The following is a 17,417-nucleotide window of genomic DNA, read 5'->3' on the forward strand; positions in this document are numbered from 1 at the left end:
AGAGATGTCGAGACGAATTTCAATTGATCTTAATCGGGTGGAAGGCGACCTTGAACTGGATGTTGAGGTTAAAGACGGCCATGTGGTGGATGCCTGGTGTAAAGGGGTGCTTTATCGTGGCTTTGAACAAATCCTGATTGGGCGCGATGCCATGGACAGTTTGGCAATTACCCCACGCATCTGCGGGATTTGTGGCACTGCCCATCTTTATACCGCTGTATTGGCCCTGGAAAATGCATTTGATTTCGCTGTTCCTGAAAATGCCAAACGTGTGCGCAATATCTGTTTGTTGGCAGAAGAAATCCTGTCAGATTGTCGCCAGACCTTTTTGATGTTTACCCCAGACCTGTGTCATGAGCGCTATAAACACATTGCAGGCTTTGAACAGGTTGTTGCCGAATTTCAGGAACTCAGTGGGCAGGCATATCGTGATGCGATTAAGCAGAGCAAGAATATCGTTAAAATCGTTGCGATTTTTGGTGGGCAATGGCCGCATTCCTCTTACATGGTGCCCGGTGGGGTAACAACCCCGATGAATGGTCGCAATCTTCATGATGCGCTTAATATTCTGGATGGATATGTTGACTGGTTTGAACGCCGGGTTATTGGCGGGGGGCTGGAAAACTGGATGGCGATCAACAAGGTTGAGGATTATCTGAGCTGGTGTGACGATACCCCCCAGGCGGTTGCCTCTCTCTTTAGTCGTTTTTCGCGCAGCCTGTCGATCCAGAATTATGCACAAGGTTCGCAAAACCATCTGAGTTATGGGTATTTACCCACAGGGCAAGATCGTTTGTTGCGCCCCGGCGGGTTTATTCGCACAGGCCAAGTCGATCAACCGGAAAGGTTTGATCAGGCAAAAATCACCGAAGACCTGTCCCACGCCTGGTTTAATGATGAAGGCGGGGTATGCCAGCACCCCTTTAACGGTATCACCCAGCCCAATTATACCCAAGGGGGCAAAGCTTATAGCTGGGCCAAGGCTCCGCGTTATGAGGGGGAGGTGGTCCAGACCGGGGCATTGTCGTCCTTGCTCAATAGTGGGGATGAGCTGATGCGCGATTTTGCAAAGGCAGAAGGCAGCAATGCATGGCTGCGTCAATTTGCCCGTATTCGCCGTCAGGCGTCCAGCCTGTTGATTTTGCGCCAATTACTACATGAGTTGCTGGATCATGCCAAACAGCCTTTTATTGAAAAACAGGACTTGTGGCTGGATGGAGACGGATTTGGCACGATTGAGGCTGCACGAGGGGCGCTGGGCCATTGGGTGAAAATCCGTGATGGGAAAATTGCCCATTATCAGGTGGTGACGCCGACAGCCTGGAATGCTTCGCCACGTGATGAAACAGGGCGTCGGGGCCATTGGGAAGAAAGTTTGATCGGTGTGCCTATCGCTGATGAAAAGGACCCTTTGGAAATTGGTCACGTTATTCGCTCACATGATCCCTGTTTGGTCTGTACCGTCCATGTGATGGGCCATGAGACACGTTTAGTGATTGGAAAATCATGATGGGGGAAGGTGTCAAAACGCATATTGTTTGTTTTGGGAATCCCCTTCATGGGGATGACGGATTTGGCACGGCTGTCTATGAACAATTGTGCAGCAAAGATTTAGGGGCGCATGTCAGTGTGATGGATGGGGGAACCTCCAGCTTGTCAGCCTTGGCATTATTTGAAGAATGCGCTCATGCCATTATTGTTGATGCCATTAATGATGAAGGCGAAGCAGGGAAACTGTCCTGGCATGAGGCCAGTAGTTTTCAAAAAGCCCGTTCTTGTGGGCAGATGTCTTCTCATGGCCTTGGGGTTGGGGCGATCTTACAGGGGCTTGAGATCATAGGCGAAGATCAGCAGGTCGTTGATCACATTGATGTTTTGACCTGTTCTGTTGCCCCGTTGCAAAGTTTTAAAATGTCGCTGAGCCCTGTTGTACAGGAACAAGTCATGATCGCGACACAGATGGTTCTCGATAAGCTAAATGCAGGAAGGGGGCTATCATGACTTCTTCCTCCCTTCAAGGTTTGCCCATTCGGGTGAAGATTCTTGATGAAGTTTCTGTGGCAGAAGCCACGCGCTGGACGGCGCGTGTGCTGTTTAAAGGGGAGGATCAACCCAGTGACATTCTGATTTTGCTGGTGGAAGGGCGCTACAAGGCATTGCCGTTGCTATGCCCTCATGGGCAAGCCTCTTTATTGTATGCCCCACTTGAGGGGACACGCCTGACCTGTACGCGTCATGGGCGGACCTTTGATCTGGTGGGAGCCGATTCCATTGCCATGGATGTGTTGTGTGATCATGAGAATTTTTATGTTCTGGATACGACCAGCCCGGAGGCGGTTGATAGCACGGCACTTAAAGAAAAAGTTCTGAGCCTTGAAATTGAACTGGAAGCCCAGCGGGCGGCAAATTCCGCGCTGGAAGAACAGGTTGTTTCCGGCATGGAAGAAATGGATGTCATGTTTTCTGAGCTGGAAAGCCGGAAAACCGAATGGAAGGAAAAGTCCCACCATTTGGGCAAGCTGAATGATCTGGTAACTCGTGTCACAGATTCCATGCGCGATGTGATTGTGATTGCAGGACGCAATGGGCGTATTCAACGGGTGAATAAATCGGCCATGTCGGTTTTTGACTGTGAAGAATTTGATTTTATTGGCCGTCCCGTTGATGATTTATTGGCTGCAAAAGATCTTGAGCGTTTGAGCAGTCAACATTATGAAAAAGTCGCCCCGGACTTACCTGTACTTTATCAATTATGTTTTGCGATTCAAGGGTTTGAGCAGGAAGTGTCCCTGCGATTTGATATCCGTTCCAACGGGAATGCCGCCTTGGCCCATCCGTTCTTGTTACGGGGGACCCGCCTTTATGATTCCCACAACAAGGAAGAAGGGGCCATTTTTGTCTTTAGTGATATTTCCGGTGTGAAAGAACGGGAATTTCGCCTGCGCCAGAAAGAAAATGAAAAAGCCCTGCGCTTGCTGGAGGCAACGCTTAGTAATATTTCCCATGGGATTGCCGTTTTTGATGAAGATGGCGAATTACTGGTGTCAAACCCGGCCTTTGTGCGCATAACGGGCTGCAAACAGCGCTGGGCCGTGCCGGGGACACCTTATGAAAAATTCCTCGCTCTGGAAAATGAGCGCACCAACCTGTGTTCGTTAGGGCCGGATGAAAGAAGCCTGAAAAGCCTGCAAACGTCTTCTCGTTCATGGGAAAGCTATTATCAGGGTGGCCGGGTTGTTGATTGCCAGACAAATGTGATGGGGGGCGGGCGCTTTGCCCTTGTCTCTCAGGATGTCACCCGTTTGCGCGAAGATGCTGAGCAGATGCGCCTGATGTCTTATGCACTGGAACAATCCCCGGCAGAAGTGATCATTACTGATGAAGATGGGGTGATTGAATATGTGAATGCAAAATTCACGGAAAATACGGGCTATACGAAGGAACAGGCCATTGGCCATCGTACCAACATGGTGCGTTCCGGCCAAACACCGAATGAATATTACGAGACCCTGTGGCAAACGGTTAAACAAGGCAAGCATTGGAGTGGTGAAGTCCTGAATAAACGCAAGGATGGAAGCCTGTTCTGGCAGCTTTTATCAATTGCCCCGATGTATGAACCAGATGGCCGGATGCGTCGTTATCTCGCCATTAAAGAAAATATTGATGAGCGTAAAAAAGCAGAAGAAGAGCTGGCCCGCCATCGTGATCACCTTCAGGATCTTGTGTCAGAAAGAACGCGTGAATTAAGTGTGGCACGTGATGAGGCTGAAAAAGCCAATAAGGCGAAATCTGAATTTCTTTCTTCCATGAGCCATGAGTTACGCACCCCGTTGAACGGTATTTTGGGGTTTGCCCAGTTGATGGAAATGAGCCGCAAAGACCCGCTTTCAGAAATGCAGCGTGAATATATCAGCCATATCTTGAAAGCGGGTCAGCATTTATTGGGGCTGATTAACGAGGTTCTCGATTTGGCAAAAATCGAAGCCGGGAAGATGCCCTTGTCTATGGAGGATACCGACCTGTCCTCAATCCTTGAGGATTCAATCTGTCTTGTGGGGACAATGGCAGAAGAACGCCATATCACGCTGCATAATCTGACCGGGGAAAAACCGCTTAGGGTTCATGGGGACCCTGTGCGTTTAAAACAGATTGTGGTCAACCTGCTTTCCAATGCGGTTAAATATAACCGGGAAAAGGGGAATGTTTTCATTGAAGCTGAACAAGAAGACGGTGTGCAAACTCTTTCCATTCGGGATACGGGCTATGGTATTTCGCCTGATCATATGAAAGATTTATTTACCCCTTTTAACCGTTTGGGGGTTGAAGGCCAGAATGTGGAAGGCAGCGGTATTGGCCTTACCATTACCCGCAAGCTTGTTTTGATGATGGAAGGTGATATTCAGGCTGAAAGTGTTGAAGGGGAAGGCTCGGTTTTCAAGGTGTTATTGCCGATCCCTGCCAAGGAAGTCAAAAGACAGGCACGGGCTTTAAATCAAAATATTTTTTCCATTCAGTTTAATGGAAAAGGGCCTGCCACGCCCCCGTTGACAGCAGCTGTAGCTGAACCTGTTGAACAGACTATTCTTTATGCCGAAGATAACCCTTCCAACCAGTTTTTGATTGAACGGGCAATGACAAACCTGCCCAATGTGGCACTGGTTACTGTTAATAATGCCAAGCTGGCTGTGGATTATGCCTGTAAGGAGCAACCCAATCTGATCTTGATGGATATTAATCTGCCGGGAATGGATGGTTATGAAGCCATGAAATTGTTACATTCAAACGCACAGACACAGGCAATCCCGGTCATTGCGTTAAGTGCCAAAGCTCAGCCCTGCGATGTTGAACAGGGGTTAAGGGCTGGTTTTCGTGCCTATATTACCAAGCCTGTGAATGTTGCAGATTTGTTGAAGACGGTCCGAACAGTGCTGGAAAAAGAGATTATTTGACCCATTGCAGGACACCAAGCCCGGCCCGTTTGCCCAGGGCCAGACAGGCTGTCAGCAAATAGCCCCCGGTTGGGGCGTCCCAATTCAGCATTTCCCCACATAAAAAGAGGCCGGGTTGTTGTTGCACCATCAAGTGGTCGTCAAGGGCATCAAAAGAAACACCACCAGCACAGCTGATGGCTTCATCAATGGGACGCATTCCTGTAAGGGGAACGGGCAAGCGTTTGATCCCATCGGCCAGTTTGTTCATATCGGTAAAGTTATTTTTATCCAGACATTCGCGCAACAGGCCCGCTTTGGCCCCGCTTAATCCGCTGGCACGTTTGATATGGGTGGAGATGGATTTGGCCCCCCGGGGTTTGTTCAGCGCAGTGCTTAGTTTTTCAAGGGAACGATCCGGACACAGGTCTAGATACAGGGTGGCTTTGCCTTTTTCTTCCAATTCAAGGCGCAAGGTGCGGCTCATGGTGTAAATGGCACTGCCTTCAATGCCATCTGCGGAAATGACGAATTCGCCTTTGACCTGTTGTTGGTCTGCATGAAGGATTACCGGTTTAATTGGGGAACCTGCAAATTTCTCTTTAAACGGATCACTCCAGTTGACCAAAAAGCCGCAGTTGCTGGGCTTGAAAGGGTGGATGGGAAGATTAAGAAGCCCCTGCCAGTGCCCGTCTGATCCCAGTTTGGGCCAGCTTGCCCCACCAAGGGCAAGGATGGTTGCATCGGCCTGAAAGTTGTATGGACCGTTTGGTGTCTCAAACCATAAAGCCTCTTTTCGCCAGCCAGCCCAGCGATGACGGACATGGGTGTGTAATCCTTTATTTCGCAGGCTTTTTAGCCAATTGCGCAGCAAGGGGGCAGCTTTGAAGTCTGTGGGGAAAACCCGGCCTGAACTGCCGATAAAGGTGTCTATCCCCAGCTCATGCACCCAATTGCGAATATCATTTGGGGTAAAATCAGCAATGATATCTTCCAGCCGTTTGCCACCGTCATGGTAGCGCGATAAAAATATGCTGAATTCCTCGCTATGAGTAATATTCATCCCACTTTTACCGGCCATGAGAAACTTGCGCCCCAGCGAGGGCATGGCATCAAACAGATGGATTTCCAGCCCGCTGTGGCCGACCAATTGTTCAGCTGCCATCAACCCTGCGGGACCGCCGCCAATAATTGCGATTTTTTTTCGATCCATAAGGTACCTGACAAAGAAAAAGAGAGAATGGCTCGGGGTGGACCATTCTCTCTATAGGCATAATTCCAAGCGATGTCTAGGGGTGCGCATCGCCGGGAAAGGGAGGCTTCCCTTGAGGGCAACAAGAGAAGTTACCTATTTTATAACCTGACGAGCTATTCTTTATCTGTGACCTGCTTCACAAACCTGCTATTTTGTTTTTAAATTTAAAAAAGGCACGTTGAGATGGTTATTCGCGATAAAAAACAATTACTGGCAAATAGTGAGCTTCTGCACGGGTTAGAAGGCGATATGCTGGATCGTTTGCTGTCCATGACGGTGACGCGAAAACTGGCTAAGGGGGAAACCCTGTTTGTTAAAGGTGATCCTGGCGATAGCCTGTTTGGTGTGCAGGAAGGCAAAATCAAGATTGTCACCACCTCGCCCAATGGTAAGGAAGTCACGCTGAATATTATCGAAGAAGGGCAGTTTTTTGGCGAGATTGCTCTGCTGGATGGTATGGACCGCACTGCGGATGCCATTGCGATGGAAAAAAGCGAGCTGCTGGTGATCCAGCGTCGTGACTTTATCCCTTTTTTGGAAAAACATCCCAAGCTGTGTATTCAGGTCATGCAGCTTTTGTGTCATCGCGTACGCATTACCTCAGAAATGGTGGAAGACGCCGCCTTTTTGCCCCTGGATGGGCGCCTTGCCAAGCGCCTGTTGAATTTGGCCGAACTTTATGGCGAAGAACAGGATAATGGCGGCGTGTTGATCGGCCTGAATTTGCCGCAGCAAGAATTGGCGCGCATGATGGGGACGTCACGCGAAAGTGTGAATAAACAGCTACAAATCTGGCGCGGCGAAGGCTGGATTGAACTGGCGCGCGGCCGTGTCACCATCATGAATGAAGAAGCCCTGCAAGGTGTACTGGAAGCCGCTGAGTTTGAGTGACAGCACCGCACCTTTAACTGCGTCTAAATTGCAAAAGTGTCATTTGTGACAAGTGTGAAAATACCACTAGCCCTGCGGAGTCGCCTTGTGTTAATCTTTTCTTAACTATTTTGAAAAAGGGCGATGAAGCTCGAAATTGTCTGCTGTTCTTGGCAGGCTTTTTTGTAACCCATGCGCACCCATGCAGGTAAGACAGCACAATCAGGGGACCGACGATGGACTTCAACCAGAAACCGAATTACTCTCAGGAAATCAGTTCCAGCACACCCGGCGCGATCCTTTTTCTTGTGGATCAGTCGCGCTCCATGAACAAGCCTTTTGGCACCAACGCAAGTGGCCAGCCGGTCAAGCGTGCTGAAGTCGTGGCCGAAGCGCTCAACAACACATTGGCCGAACTGGTCAATCGCTGTACCCGCGATGAAGGGGTGTCTGATTATTTTGAAGTGGGTGTGATCGGTTATGGCCGAAATTCCCGCCCGGAATTCTGCTGGGAAGGTCCACTGAAAGGACGCCGTATGGTGTCGATTTCCGAAGTGGCGAAACATGCCCATGTGGAACAGAAAACCATTGAGACCGAAGTGCGTGGTACCATCGTTAATGAAACGGTTTCTGTTTCAAGTTGGCTCTCCCCGGTTGCGGGGGAAAGCACACCGATGAACGGGGCCATCAATATGGCACGCCAGACCCTGGAAGAATGGATTTATCGCAACCCGAAATGTTTCCCGCCCATCGTCATCAACATCACCGATGGGATGGCAAATGATGTGTCATCTGCTAACGAGTTGATCATGAGCACCAAGCGCCTAACAGACCTGACGACCACAGACGGTCAAGTGCTGCTGATCAATTGCCATATCACAGATGAGAATGACACCACCGTGACTTTCCCCTGGTCCAAGATGGAACTGCCAGACGAAGATTATGCCCGCATCCTGTTTGAAATGTCCTCAGACATGCCGGAACGCTATAAGGCCATCATCTGCGAAATATTTGATCGCGACCAGTCCCAAACCCCAATCGTAAAAGGTATGGCGTTTAACGCAGATGCCACAGCCCTCGTCAAACTGCTCGACATCGGCACAAGACAAGCCTTCGTCATTAATGCCGCATCTCACGCGGCGGAGTAGAATAAGAATATGCAAGAGACTGCTGCTGCCACTGTGACAAAAACAGTGACAGAAATTGATGTGCGCGGCCAAACCATGGCTAAGCCAAAAAATGATGTGATCAACGGGGCTACCCAGGCCGTTGTGCGCCAGAATGAAGATCGTTTTCGTGTTGAACAGAATGACGGGCGTGTCCTGATGGCGGTGGCCGATGGAGCTGGGTCATCGGGGATGTATTGTGGGGCCTGGGCGGAAAAGCTGTGCTCCCGACTGCCTGAAACGCCGCTGTCTTCCTATGATGATCTGAATGGCTGGATTGACGGTTTTTGGGAAGAGTTTTCCACTTTTGCCAAGAAGCAATGTGCCAATAATCATGGACAGCATAACAAGCTGGTAAAAGAAGGCTCCTTTGCCACACTGGTGGCAAGCTGGCTGGATCAACAAGATGATCGCCTGACATTGGATTGTCTGAATTATGGCGATAGCACACTCTATGTGTTTGAGGAAATGGGCAATGAGGTCATGTTGACAGCTGCCCTTCCCGGTAATCTCGCCAGTCAGGAAGCGGACCCTCATTTGCTCAATTGGAAAGACTTGCCCAAGGCCGAACAGGTGCAGGTCTTAAGCCATGAGATTAAAAATGATGCCATGGTTGTGCTGGCTTCTGATGGCATGGGGCTGTTTGTGATTTTGCGTTATTTATCCTATCTGGCGCAAAAACAGGAAACGGCCTATAGTGATGTGGCGAGAAACTTCATGTCAGAATATCGCCACTTGTTACAAAATGGCACAAGCCCGGTTGCAAATTTTGTCCGCACCCATCAGGCAGAGCCGGTGTCGGACTTTAAAGGTGAGCTTCTGGATCTTTATCATGCCTTGGGAACTGCGGAAGGTTTTCAAGGATATATTGCTGAGCGTTATGAAGAGGGGTTGCTCCCCAATGATGATTCAACGCTGGTGATGACCATGATTAAAAAACGCGAAGAGAGCATTGCGCAGAACTAACGCCTTGTCAGGCGTACCTTTTTAAGGGGAAGAAAGGGACTAAAATGGCATATCCAATTATTACTGAATATAAAAACGCCCTGCGCAATTTTGAGGGCCGCTTTGCAAGCCTGAAACCCAAGCCGTTTTTTGATGGTAAGGGAGAACCTGTTTTTTGGGCAGGGAACTTTGCCGTGGTATTCAAAGCCTATGTGGAAGGCCGTTCAGAACCTGTTGCACTCAAATGTTTTATTAATGATCTGCCGGATTTGGAAAAGCGCCACCGTGCCATGTCTTTGACCTTTGCCAAGTTAAAAGCGCGCTATCTGATTGATGTGGATTTCCTTAATGACGAGCTTTATGTGACCTCGAGCATTGGGGGGAATCGCGATTACCCGGTTGTGGTCATGCCCTGGGTGGAAGGCGAAACATTAGGAGCCGTGATTGAGCGCCAATGTGTTAAAAACAATCGTCGTGGGCTTGTGGCTATTACCAAAGCCTGGGCGAATTTATCGCTGGATATGCTTGGCAAAAAAATTGCCCATGGGGATTTGAAACATGACAACGTGTTGGTCACACCTGACGGGCAGTTGCGCCTGATTGATTATGATTCCCTTTTTGTCCCGGCCATGGCGAAAATGGATTCCATTGCCATTGGCGGGCCGAGCTATCAGCACCCAAAGCGTGCTTTTTATCATTTTGACAAGACACTGGACCATTTTTCCATGTTGGTGTTTGTCTTATCCTTGCGTGCCCTTGTGATTGAGCCAGGGCTTTATCAAAAATATAACACCGGACAAAATCTGATTTTTACCGGCGAAGACTTTATTTCCGGGGGACGTTCAGAACTGTTTATGCATTTGAAACGCAGTGCAGACCCAGTGGTACGTGAATGGACGGACTTGCTTATTAAGGTGATGCAATCTAAATCTATTGCGGTACCGCGTATTGAACGCGTGTTGAAATTAGCCCGCAAAACAGAAATTTAGATTTTTTTCATGTCCAAAATTGATCTTGAAGTCAAACATAGCCTGAAACAGGAAGAGGCCGCCAGCCGTCTGGAAGCTTTCTTAAAAGAGCAGGGCAAATATAACAAACAGTTGAGCAATGCCGTCTTTGAACGTGAGGGCCGATTGTTTCGTTTTACGGCAAAAGTCAAGGGATTCAAGATCAAAGGAGCCGTGGCCGCACTTGAACATTCTATCAAGGCGCAAATTGTCCTGCCCCTGACAGCACGTCCGTTTAAAGGTAGTGCAGAACAGATTTTACGTGAGCAATTGCAAAAAGCAATGAGTTGATTATACTTTTGTATAAACCTAAAGTATCATTTTTGGCACCCCCCCCGCAAATTGTTAATGATTGATTAACAATAGGTTATGCGGTATTATGAATCGTCTAAGTTGAGTCTTAATAGTTGTATTTCGATTTTTGATTCGAGTTAGCAAGTGTGTCATCAGCTGAACATAGGTGTTGAATATGTCAAACGTGTATCACCTTCAGAACCTTGGGAAAGGCTCTACTGAATGGAATGCATGGCGGGAGTCTGACAAAAATGTGACCCCGGACTTATCCCATGCCGAAATCAAAGCGGTGAACCTTGCCCGAATCGACTTGCAAGGTGCATTGCTGACCAAAGCCAACCTGAAACAAACCAATTTGAGTGGCGGTGATTTATCCGGGGCCAATATGGCCGGAGCCAATATGGAAGGGATTTCACTGGCGGGCTCTAACATGGAACGGGCCAATTGTGCCGGGGCCTATATGCATAAGGCCAACTTAGCAGGCAGCAAATTACGCTGGGCAAACCTGTCTGGTTCTTCTATCGTTGGCAAAAGCAACATGTCCGGGGCTGACCTGACCGGGGCCAATTTATGCGGTGCTCGCCTGATTGGGGTCAACCTGTCTGGGGCAAACCTGACGGGGGCGAATCTGGCCGGGGCTGACTTCAGAGATGCGGACCTGACCGGGGCTGATTTCACCAATGCCGATACCAGCGGTGCCTTTTTTGGTGGGGCAGATCTGCGCGGCACCATGCTGGAACAATATTACGATCTGTTTGGCGCAGACGATGAACCAGCAGCCCCAGAAGAAGAATATGTCGAAGAGGTTGTTGAAGAAGAACCTGTTATCGAAGAAGTCCTTCTGGAAGAAGTGCCTGAGCCAGAACCGATTATTGAACCAGAACCAGAGCCCGAACCGGAACCAATGCCGGAACCAGAACCAGAGCCTCAACTGGCTGATATTCTGGAACCGCCTGCGCCGGAACCTGTCGTTGAAGATGACTTTGACGAGAATGCATATAATGTTTATGAGACAAAGGAATGTGCCATTGTCACCCTTTGTTTGCCCAAGTTTAAAGAAAAAAGCACGCGTGATGAACATGACTTCCTTGACCTGTTGCGTCGCTATAACCGCTATTTCTTAAATACAGAAGAAAATGTTGCCATGGCGGCACGTGGGGATGCTTTCTTCGGGGCATTTGAAAACCCGAATACGGCGCTCAGTTGTGCGCGGGGCTATCTCAACATTTTGCGCGATATGAAAACCGATGCCTTTGTCGGGGTGAACTGGGGCAGCGTGACTTCTTGCGGGTCAGCCGAAAGCGATACCAAGGATTTGATTATCAATTCCATCACACCGATGGCACGTTTGGTTCCACTGGCCGAACCGGGGGAAGTCTTGATGCTGGATGAACTTTATAGACGTCCGGAAATCAAGAAAGACTTGTTCAGTTTTGAAAAAGTATCGCGTAAATGGACCAAGACCTTTAATCAGGATGGGCCCAGCTTCGAAGTGCTGTGTTATTCTGTCAGCGAAGCCAAATCTGAATAGATTCTCTATGAGAAAATGCGAAAAAATCCCCTCTTTTTATGAGGGGATTTTGCATTGCAGCGAGGGTTTGTTGCAAAAAAGTCGCTGCATACGTGTATATGGGCATGCTTGTGGGTGACTTTGCTAATTTATGCTTTATAATCGCGGAACTCTCAATTAAAGTGCTGCCTCGTGGTCGGTTTTTGAATAATTATAAACTAAGGGTTCTTCGTTGAAATACATCCCTCATAGTGTCGCTGAATGGGTTATGGCTCTTGGCATTGCTTTCAGCTTGGGTATTTTCTTTGTTGCCGTGGTGGAAGATAACCCTTGGCAGGATCATTCCTATGGTGATGCGCCACCGATTACTCTTGGAACACCTGCCCCGCATACCGATGGTAAAGAGAAAATGACATGTTCAACCTGTCATGCGATTCTCCCACCGGACCCCAACCAAAGCAAAGATTTTCGTATTCCGATTGCCGTTGGTGCACCCTCACCACACGGCGATGAGCGTGACCAACAACCTTGTAGCAACTGTCACCGCTATGTGAACAGCCTGCAACAAGATGTGGGTGGTAGTGGTGTTGCCCAAGCTGTCACCGCTGCCATGGCGATGCCGCCTCAAGGCGAAGTGAAGAAAAAACCGTCTTTACGTTTCCCGCCCAAGGCCAAGCCTTTGGATAAAGAAGCTCATGAAATTTTCACGTTTTTCCGCTTTCAGGGAAAGGTGACACGCATTTTCCCCAAAAATCCCAAGCTTGACCCACAAGCGAACATCGTGGCTCTGGTCGATAACGGGATTACACAACCCATGTGGGTCGATCTCGCCCCGAACTGGTTCCTGAAATCAGAAGGATGCCGTGTTTTCAAAGGCATGTTTATCAAGGGCCAAGCAGCAGCCGAAGACCCCAAAGATAGAACCGAGTTGGCTTATGCCACAACACTCGGTGTAAATGGTAAATCCTGTTTCCTGCGTAATTCCCACTTGAGGGGACTATGGGACCCAATGGCAATGATGGGGAAATAAGGCAATGATGTTATTGAATAATTTAGAAAGCAAATTCCAGAACCATCAATGGAACGGTATTTATTTGCTATCGGCCATTTCAACCTTGATTGGGGCCTTGGCGGTTTCTGTACAGCCTTTGCTGTTGGATCAGATTTTCAATATTCCCTTTGAAAAAGAAGGTGAAATCAACGCCGACATTCAGGTAGTCGCCGAAATGGTTTCCATCCTCTGTGTCGGTTATTTCAGTTACAAGTCTGATTTTATTGGTCGTGTCCCCATTATTTTCTATGCCTTTCTCTTTATTGCTGTCGGTGCCTTCCTCACGCCGATGAGTTATGAGTTGGGTGTGTATCTGGGTGTTGGGGGGCTGTTTGCCTTTTACTTTGCCCGTGTTCTGGTGACGTTGGGCTCTGATACCGTTCAGGTGCAGCTTCTTACTCTTGTAGGGGATCTGTCAGATTTTAAAAACCGCCCTAAATTGATGACAAATACAGTCTTCATGGTGGTTTTTGGCGGTACAATCCTAACTGCTATCGTCATGCAGATTGCCGAATATGAATATGGCATTGAACTGATTACCTTTAGCCTCGTCCTTTTTGGAGTCTTTGGGGCATGGGTCACGAAATACTCTCTCCATGATGTTGCAGAATTTTGTGCCGGGGAAGAAAAGCGCCACCCCTTGCTCCGCGTTTGGGACTTGGTGTCCAATGACCCTCGCATGCAACTGGCTGTGGCTGCGGCTTTTTACACCCGTATGGATTTGGTTGTGGTCAGCCTGTTTTATTCCCTATGGTGTATTTCCGTTGCCGATATCATTGGCGTAACCCGCGTTTATGCCACCGCACATGCCGCGACCATGGTTGGGGTCATGGGGGTCGGTGTTCTGGCCTCAATCCCATTTTGGCAGCATTTGATTGAACGTCACAGTCGCATCACGGCCATTGGTGCCTCTTTGTCTATTGCGGCTATGGGCTATGTCTGGATCAGCTTGTTTAAAAACCCCTATGACTGGGGGATTGCCCTGCCGCTGCTCTTGATCGGGATCGGTCATGGCGGGGCGACGGTCACATTGAAAGTTTTAACGGTTGATATTGCCCCAAAACCCTTACTTGGTGCTGTTCTTGGTATGATTTATCTGGCCGGCAGTGTCGGCATTATCATGCTGGTACAAAGTGGCGGTTATTATTTCGATGCCGTTGGCCCACGTGCTCCCTTTGTTTTGATGGCCAGTGGCAAGCTCATGGTGGTGATCTTTGCCAGTTGGCTGGTCATGCATCAGGTTGAAGAAGATAAAGACCATGTACTGACCAAGAAAATCCAGATCAGCTGGCGCCCCCTGATTTTCCTCACCTCCGCCCTGCCTTTTGCCTGGTTGCTGGGCCGAATGCTGTTGGGGGGCTATCTCTGGGGGGTGGATCATGAAAATATTCCGGTGGGCTTTATCAACCGATATCTCGGTGACTGGGCCTTTACCTTCCTGATCCTGTCTTTGGCAATTACACCTTTTGCCGAACTGACCAAGATTAAAGCGGTTCATAAATACCGCCGTATGATCGGGCTCTATGCCTTCTTCTATACCATGTTGCACTTCATTGTATATGTGTCACTGGAATGGACCTTCGATCTCGATCACATGCTGGCAGATGCCTATAAACGTCCGTTCATCTTCCTCGGGATTGTAGCCTTCTGTATCATCACACCACTGGCGGTAACATCGCTCAAGTCTGTGCGCAACAAGATGGACCCGAAAAACTGGCGTCGTTTACATAAAGGGGCCTATATTCTCAATATCATCGTTGCGTGGCACTTTATTCTGGCGGCAAACAAGGAAAATGGTGAACCTTATATCTATGCAGCCTTGATTGCGATCCTTCTGGGCTATCGTGTCTATGAGAATATTCAGAAACACAAGCGCCGTGCAAATCGCAAACCGCGCCGTAAACGCCGCGTGAAAAAGAAAAAATCAGCTGATGGCGCAACCGGGGATGCCCCCATCGCTGAAGCAGCATCTGAATAAGCCATAAAAAAAGGGCTGAGGTCATAAAAAACCTCAGCCCTTTTTCTTTCTCTATAAAAACCTTTCTACTCCGCCGCGTGAGATGCGGTATTAATGACGAAGGCTTGTCTTGTGCCGATGTCGAGCAGTTTGACGAGGGCTGTGGCATCTGCGTTAAACGCCATACCTTTTACGATTGGGGTTTGAGACTGGTCGCGATCAAATATTTCGCAGATGATGGCCTTATAGCGTTCCGGCATGTCTGAGGACATTTCAAACAGGATGCGGGCATAATCTTCGTCTGGCAGTTCCATCTTGGACCAGGGGAAAGTCACGGTGGTGTCATTCTCATCTGTGATATGGCAGTTGATCAGCAGCACTTGACCGTCTGTGGTCGTCAGGTCTGTCAGGCGCTTGGTGCTCATGATCAACTCGTTAGCAGATGACACATCATTTGCCATCCCATCGGTGATGTTGATGACGATGGGCGGGAAACATTTCGGGTTGCGATAAATCCATTCTTCCAGGGTCTGGCGTGCCATATTGATGGCCCCGTTCATCGGTGTGCTTTCCCCGGCCACAGGCGAGAGCCAACTTGAGACAGAAACCGTTTCATTAACGATGGTACCACGCACTTCGGTCTCAATGGTTTTCTGTTCCACATGGGCATGTTTCGCCACTTCGGAAATCGACACCATACGGCGTCCTTTCAGTGGACCTTCCCAGCAGAATTCCGGGCGGGAATTTCGGCCATAACCGATCACACCCACTTCAAAATAATCAGACACCCCTTCATCGCGGGTACAGCGATTGACCAGTTCGGCCAATGTGTTGTTGAGCGCTTCGGCCACGACTTCAGCACGCTTGACCGGCTGGCCGCTTGCGTTGGTGCCAAAAGGCTTGTTCATGGAGCGCGACTGATCCACAAGAAAAAGGATCGCGCCGGGTGTGCTGGAACTGATTTCCTGAGAGTAATTCGGTTTCTGGTTGAAGTCCATCGTCGGTCCCCTGATTGTGCTGTCTTACCTGCATGGGTGCGCATGGGTTACAAAAAAGCCTGCCAAAAACAGCAGACAATTTCGAGCTTCATCGCCCTTTTTCAAAATAGTTAAGAAAAGATTAACACAAGGCGACTCCGCAGGGCTAGTGGTATTTTCACACTTGCCACAAATGACACCTTTGCAATTTAGACGCAGTTAAAGCTGAGAGTAGTCACTCAAACTCAGCGGCTTCCAGTACGGCGAACTTATCTGGACTCCCGATCATATCGGGAATAACAAGAGAGTGTTAGAACCACTTAAAGCCATTATCCTTTGGCTTTTCCAAGGGGACTTTGACGACGATATCGTGACATTTGATGCAGCGCCCCGCAGGTGGGTGGGGCATTTCAGAGTTGGGCGGTAAAGGTGGGCCCATCTTGCGCACATTCTTGGAAATCTCTTCCAACGCAGCCCCCACCGGGGTCTTATATTGATTGCCCGGTCCCGGGCCGCCAACATAGAGGTGACATTGCGTACAGGCCCCCACATAAGGGTGTGGCATACGCTGCCCGGCCTTAATGGCTGGAATATGCTTCATGGTCATATAGCGATATTCCGTGTTGGGTGGGGTCAGGCGCTTTTCAATTTCCGCCCCGATACCTTCTTCAAAAGGTGTCTGATGCTGACCCAGGAACAAGCCCTGAATAGTGCGTTTGGTCAGGGCTGTTAGTTCCGTGCCATTGACCACGACAAAGGAGAACCCACAGACGATCAGCACGGCGATAAAGACAGAGCCTCGTCGTCCTTCAAAGAGGGTCAGGATATGTTTGAATATCCTCATGACTTTTAGCCGAGGCGGTTTGACCATAGGGCAAAGCCTTCGTCGTTGCGTAGGCGACAAGTGATGCCGTCAACGACAATATTCTTGGCGTAAAGTAAGCCGTTGGGGTCTTGTTTATCGAACTTGTAGGCGATGCCGCGCACGTTTTTGCCTTTGGAGAGGCGACAGCCCAAGTGATTGAGGAACCAGTTGGGGCCGATGGAGACTTCTTTGGCCACACCCGGTCCGGTATCTACCCAGATATGAACTTGCCCCCAGCCGATGGTATCGCCCCGGCTGAGCATACGCAGCACATTGCCTTGATATTTCACCGTCGGGGCTTTGTTCAGGGCCTGCATCTGGCCCATTTGCGCATCCGGGCGGTTCCAGGCAAGCTCGCCGCCTGTGCCTTGTTGGGTCGTCTGACCTTTGGGGGTGGCGAGCATCTGGTTGGACGGGGTCATTTCCTGGGTCTGATTTTGCACCTGTTCGCGTTTGATATCGCGCAAACGTTCCTGGGCATCAGGCTCATAGAGCCCGGAAGAGACCAGAGCCCCGATGACCATGCCCACAAAGGCAAGGCCACCAATCCCTAAAACCAGATGTTCTGACTTCATCACTCGCCCTCTTGCGC

15 protein-coding genes are annotated in these 17,417 nt (G+C 49.3%); 11 read left to right on the forward strand and 4 right to left on the reverse strand.

Going from position 1 to position 17,417, the window contains the following annotated elements; genetic code table 11:
• Positions 1–4 precede the first annotated feature (4 nt).
• From E4K71_RS01400 to E4K71_RS01410, 3 genes are read left to right on the forward strand one after another with little or no spacing between them, the layout of a single operon-like run.
• Positions 5–1,510, forward strand: a complete 1,506-nt coding sequence (locus tag E4K71_RS01400; protein ID WP_135075498.1) for a nickel-dependent hydrogenase large subunit — start codon at positions 5–7, stop codon at positions 1,508–1,510.
• Positions 1,507–2,001, forward strand: coding sequence for a hydrogenase maturation protease (locus E4K71_RS01405; protein WP_135075501.1), 495 nt, complete (start codon positions 1,507–1,509; stop codon positions 1,999–2,001). The genes E4K71_RS01400 and E4K71_RS01405 overlap by 4 nt, the downstream gene beginning before the upstream one ends.
• Positions 1,998–4,949, forward strand: coding sequence for a PAS domain S-box protein (locus E4K71_RS01410; protein WP_135075504.1), 2,952 nt, complete (start codon positions 1,998–2,000; stop codon positions 4,947–4,949). Before E4K71_RS01405 ends, E4K71_RS01410 begins: the two co-directional genes overlap by 4 nt.
• Here the strand turns inward: E4K71_RS01410 and E4K71_RS01415 are convergent.
• Positions 4,942–6,141, reverse strand: a complete 1,200-nt coding sequence (locus E4K71_RS01415) for a TIGR03862 family flavoprotein (protein WP_135075506.1) — start codon at positions 6,139–6,141, stop codon at positions 4,942–4,944. The genes E4K71_RS01410 and E4K71_RS01415 overlap by 8 nt on opposite strands.
• Before the next feature lie 225 nt (positions 6,142–6,366).
• On the opposite strand from E4K71_RS01415, the gene E4K71_RS01420 reads away from it, so the two are divergent.
• The 8 genes from E4K71_RS01420 (at position 6,367) to mamZ (ending at position 15,004) form a co-directional block, all read left to right on the forward strand.
• A complete protein-coding gene (locus E4K71_RS01420) occupies positions 6,367–7,074 on the forward strand; it encodes a Crp/Fnr family transcriptional regulator (protein WP_135075508.1) in 708 nt (235 codons plus the stop codon).
• Positions 7,075–7,289: 215 nt separating this feature from the next.
• The gene (locus tag E4K71_RS01425; RefSeq protein ID WP_135075511.1) at positions 7,290–8,201 is read left to right on the forward strand and encodes a vWA domain-containing protein; all 912 of its coding nucleotides are present in this window, start codon (positions 7,290–7,292) and stop codon (positions 8,199–8,201) included.
• Between the two features lie 9 nt (positions 8,202–8,210).
• Positions 8,211–9,185, forward strand: coding sequence for a protein phosphatase 2C domain-containing protein (locus E4K71_RS01430; RefSeq protein WP_135075514.1), 975 nt, complete (start codon positions 8,211–8,213; stop codon positions 9,183–9,185).
• A gap of 44 nt (positions 9,186–9,229) precedes the next feature.
• Positions 9,230–10,153: a protein kinase family protein gene (locus E4K71_RS01435; protein ID WP_135075517.1), complete on the forward strand. Its 924-nt coding sequence runs from the start codon at positions 9,230–9,232 to the stop codon at positions 10,151–10,153.
• 9 nt (positions 10,154–10,162) lie between these two features.
• Positions 10,163–10,462: a polyhydroxyalkanoic acid system family protein gene (locus tag E4K71_RS01440; RefSeq protein ID WP_135075520.1), complete on the forward strand. Its 300-nt coding sequence runs from the start codon at positions 10,163–10,165 to the stop codon at positions 10,460–10,462.
• A 178-nt stretch (positions 10,463–10,640) separates the two neighbouring features.
• Positions 10,641–11,996, forward strand: coding sequence for a pentapeptide repeat-containing protein (locus E4K71_RS18315; protein ID WP_206201935.1), 1,356 nt, complete (start codon positions 10,641–10,643; stop codon positions 11,994–11,996).
• 211 nt (positions 11,997–12,207) lie between these two features.
• Positions 12,208–13,005 (forward strand): magnetochrome domain-containing protein, encoded by a 798-nt coding sequence (locus tag E4K71_RS01455; RefSeq protein ID WP_135075522.1) that lies wholly within the window; start codon positions 12,208–12,210, stop codon positions 13,003–13,005.
• Positions 13,006–13,009: 4 nt separating this feature from the next.
• A complete protein-coding gene (gene mamZ / locus E4K71_RS01460) occupies positions 13,010–15,004 on the forward strand; it encodes a magnetosome biogenesis transporter MamZ (RefSeq protein ID WP_135075525.1) in 1,995 nt (664 codons plus the stop codon).
• 65 nt (positions 15,005–15,069) lie between these two features.
• Here mamZ and E4K71_RS01465 read toward each other — a convergent pair whose 3' ends face one another.
• The 3 genes from E4K71_RS01465 to mamS all read right to left on the reverse strand — a co-directional run bounded on the left by E4K71_RS01465 (position 15,070) and on the right by mamS (position 17,400).
• Positions 15,070–15,981 (reverse strand): vWA domain-containing protein, encoded by a 912-nt coding sequence (locus E4K71_RS01465; protein ID WP_135075528.1) that lies wholly within the window; start codon positions 15,979–15,981, stop codon positions 15,070–15,072.
• 289 nt (positions 15,982–16,270) lie between these two features.
• Positions 16,271–16,831: a magnetosome protein MamT gene (gene mamT / locus E4K71_RS01470; RefSeq protein WP_240796857.1), complete on the reverse strand. Its 561-nt coding sequence runs from the start codon at positions 16,829–16,831 to the stop codon at positions 16,271–16,273.
• Positions 16,810–17,400, reverse strand: a complete 591-nt coding sequence (gene mamS, locus E4K71_RS01475; RefSeq protein WP_135075531.1) for a magnetosome protein MamS — start codon at positions 17,398–17,400, stop codon at positions 16,810–16,812. Before mamS ends, mamT begins: the two co-directional genes overlap by 22 nt.
• Positions 17,401–17,417 lie beyond the last annotated feature (17 nt).

The sequence above is a fragment of the Terasakiella sp. SH-1 genome (genome assembly GCF_004564135.1).
Lineage (GTDB): Bacteria > Pseudomonadota > Alphaproteobacteria > Rhodospirillales > Terasakiellaceae > Terasakiella.

Excerpts from the sequence above, each read along its gene's own strand:
- E4K71_RS01440 (WP_135075520.1), top strand. The coding sequence starts at position 10,163 with ATGTCCAAAATTGATCTTGAAGTCAAACATAGCCTGAAACAGGAAGAG.
- E4K71_RS01415 (WP_135075506.1), bottom strand. The coding sequence starts at position 6,141 with ATGGATCGAAAAAAAATCGCAATTATTGGCGGCGGTCCCGCAGGGTTG.
- mamT (WP_240796857.1), bottom strand. The coding sequence starts at position 16,831 with ATGGTCAAACCGCCTCGGCTAAAAGTCATGAGGATATTCAAACATATC.
- E4K71_RS01465 (WP_135075528.1), bottom strand. The coding sequence starts at position 15,981 with ATGGACTTCAACCAGAAACCGAATTACTCTCAGGAAATCAGTTCCAGC.
- mamZ (WP_135075525.1), top strand. The coding sequence starts at position 13,010 with ATGATGTTATTGAATAATTTAGAAAGCAAATTCCAGAACCATCAATGG.
- E4K71_RS01430 (WP_135075514.1), top strand. The coding sequence starts at position 8,211 with ATGCAAGAGACTGCTGCTGCCACTGTGACAAAAACAGTGACAGAAATT.
- E4K71_RS01435 (WP_135075517.1), top strand. The coding sequence starts at position 9,230 with ATGGCATATCCAATTATTACTGAATATAAAAACGCCCTGCGCAATTTT.
- E4K71_RS01410 (WP_135075504.1), top strand. The coding sequence starts at position 1,998 with ATGACTTCTTCCTCCCTTCAAGGTTTGCCCATTCGGGTGAAGATTCTT.
- mamS (WP_135075531.1), bottom strand. The coding sequence starts at position 17,400 with ATGAAGTCAGAACATCTGGTTTTAGGGATTGGTGGCCTTGCCTTTGTG.
- E4K71_RS18315 (WP_206201935.1), top strand. The coding sequence starts at position 10,641 with ATGTCAAACGTGTATCACCTTCAGAACCTTGGGAAAGGCTCTACTGAA.
- E4K71_RS01400 (WP_135075498.1), top strand. The coding sequence starts at position 5 with ATGTCGAGACGAATTTCAATTGATCTTAATCGGGTGGAAGGCGACCTT.
- E4K71_RS01425 (WP_135075511.1), top strand. The coding sequence starts at position 7,290 with ATGGACTTCAACCAGAAACCGAATTACTCTCAGGAAATCAGTTCCAGC.
- E4K71_RS01420 (WP_135075508.1), top strand. The coding sequence starts at position 6,367 with ATGGTTATTCGCGATAAAAAACAATTACTGGCAAATAGTGAGCTTCTG.
- E4K71_RS01405 (WP_135075501.1), top strand. The coding sequence starts at position 1,507 with ATGATGGGGGAAGGTGTCAAAACGCATATTGTTTGTTTTGGGAATCCC.